This window comes from Acidaminococcus sp. CAG:542 (assembly GCF_000437815.1).
Lineage (GTDB): Bacteria > Bacillota > Negativicutes > Acidaminococcales > Acidaminococcaceae > Acidaminococcus.
Genome location: NZ_FR902048.1, coordinates 57,859 through 59,971, shown reverse-complemented (window position 1 = coordinate 59,971; position 2,113 = coordinate 57,859). Strand labels below are relative to the sequence as shown.

The window sequence follows — 2,113 nt, the reverse complement described above, 5'->3', positions numbered from 1 at the left end:
TTGTTGTCGCTGCCCTGGGTCCGCAGATCGCTGAGCACCAGGGAAACCAGCTGGTTGTCCTCGTATTTGGTTTCATACCAGGTCCGGCCGGAGGTGAACTTCCGGTCCACGAACCCGGCCCGGAAATCATCCATAAAGGTCTTGATGTCCTTGTTGATCATGGTATCCGCTTTTTTGTTTTTGGTATGGACCACCGGCCAGGTCATTTCCAGGTTCCCCACCTGGGCCTGCTGGCTTTCCACCTCGGCAAAAGCCGGGACGGACAGGCTGAAGCAAAGGGCCAGAGCCGCCAAAACCGCTTTTTTAAACATGGTTCCACGCTCCTTTTTTCCTTAATATTTCTAGTATAACATAAAAAGATGCGGTTGGATAAACAACCGCATCTGGTCGGAAGAGGGAATTGCAAGACAGATAAAAAAAGAGCTGTTCTCTGTAAAATACAGGTAACAGCTCTTTTTTTCTTATTTTGATGATTATTGAATCTTTTCAATGGAAATTACAGTTACATTTTCTTCTGCAATGCGGAACTTTACATTCCATGCTCCGAAGGCCATACCGTAGATCCGGTCCGGATCTTTCTGGTAATGGGGCCGGGGGTCCTGGGACAGGATCCCCAAAAGGGCCCCCCGCTGGTCTTCCGGCAGTTTGTCCAAAAGGTCCGGAGAACACCGGACCTCCAGGGTGCTGTCCGCCCCCTGGGCGAAGCCGCTCCGTGCGTCGGGACGGGCATCGGCGTAGGGCACATAGGGCTTGATGTCATAAATGGGGGTACCGTCCATCAGGTCCGCCCCCTTCACCCACAGTTCCGGGCCATGGGGGCCCTCCCAGATGATTTTGTCCAGTTCCACCAGGGACAGGCCCAGGGGATTGGGACGGAAGGGGGACCGGGTGGCGAAGACACCCAGACGGGTATTGCCTCCCAGCCGGGGCGGCCGCACGGTAGGCGACCAGGTGTGGTTCTGGGAAAAGCCCCAGATCAGCCACAGGTGGGAGAACCCTTCCAGGCCCCGGAGGGCTTCCCGTTCCCGGAACCCTTCCGCCATTTCCACCCGTCCTGTCAGATCCGGCACCAGGCCGCTCTGCCGGGGCAGGCCGAATTTTTCCGGCAGCAGGCCCCGGTACCAGGCCACCGGCCGGAGGGTCAGGGGGCCCTGTTCCTGAGTTTGCAATTCCGTCATTTCACCACCGTGTTCACATTCAGGTCCTTGTCCACGTAGAACCGGGTGCCCTTTACGGTAAGATCAGCGGCCAGCCCCTTGGTGGTCACCTGGTACATCCACATGCCCGGTGCCACCTGGAAGGAGCCTTCCAGGGCGTCTCCATTGACCCCGTCTCCGGCAGCAGCCACCGCTTCACCACCAAAAGTCCATCCTTTGGTAATGAAAGAATTGAAGGCGTCTTCATTGCCGAACACAAAGATGATGTTGGACTGCCGGACCCCCAGGCCCAGGCCCACTTTCATCTCGCCCATTTTCATGAACACTTCCCGGCCGCTGTGCTGGTTGATGGCCCGTCCCCGGCCGTGGCCCCCACCTAAAAGTCCCACGCTGTAGCTGGTGTCCACAAACACTGCATAGCCGAAAGCGTTCTGGATGGCCTTCCGGGACTGGGGTTTCCGTTTGTACAGATCCAGCAGGGCCTTGTAGGTCTTGGTCCGCAGTTCCGCCCGTTCCCGGTCTTCTTTGGTCAGAGGAGCCGTCTGGGCCGTTTTATCACCGGCCGGCTGGGCCGCAGCCCCCGCAGCAAAGCAGGGAGCCGTCAAAGCCAGAGCCGCCAGCAGAGACGCCGTGATTTTTTTCGTTTGTTTCATGATCAGACCCTCTTCACTCTTTACTCTTCACTCTTATTTCTCCGGCTTCAGATACCCGCCGCCCTGGAGTTCGTAGGTCTTGCCGCCCAGCCAGGCGTTGGCGGCACTGCTGCTGTTGTAGTACAGGGTGTGGCCGTTGCCCTTCAGGTTGGTCAGGGCCGTAGTTCCGTCGGTGAACCCGTCCACATGGCTGTCAGCGGTCAGGGACCAGCTGGAGGAGGCGTCCAGGTTCACGTCCACCTTCTTGCCGGTGTTATCCGTATTAATGGCTCCGGACCAGTGGCTGCCGTTCTGGAGGTCCAT

At 57.9% G+C, this 2,113-nt stretch carries 2 protein-coding genes and 2 pseudogenes; all 4 read right to left on the bottom strand.

Annotation, left to right across the window (positions count from 1 at the left end; all coding sequences use genetic code 11):
* Positions 1-311 (bottom strand): annotated as a pseudogene (locus QVO43_RS03365) (hypothetical protein); the annotation flags it as partial.
* Positions 312-473: 162 nt separating this feature from the next.
* A complete protein-coding gene (gene tsaA, locus QVO43_RS03360) occupies positions 474-1,178 on the bottom strand; it encodes a tRNA (N6-threonylcarbamoyladenosine(37)-N6)-methyltransferase TrmO (protein WP_022487185.1) in 705 nt (234 codons plus the stop codon).
* Entirely contained in the window at positions 1,175-1,810 is a 636-nt protein-coding gene (locus QVO43_RS03355; protein WP_022487184.1) for a YSC84-related protein, read from the bottom strand. Before QVO43_RS03355 ends, tsaA begins: the two co-directional genes overlap by 4 nt.
* 33 nt (positions 1,811-1,843) lie before the next feature.
* Positions 1,844-2,113 (bottom strand): annotated as a pseudogene (locus tag QVO43_RS03350) (hypothetical protein); the annotation flags it as partial.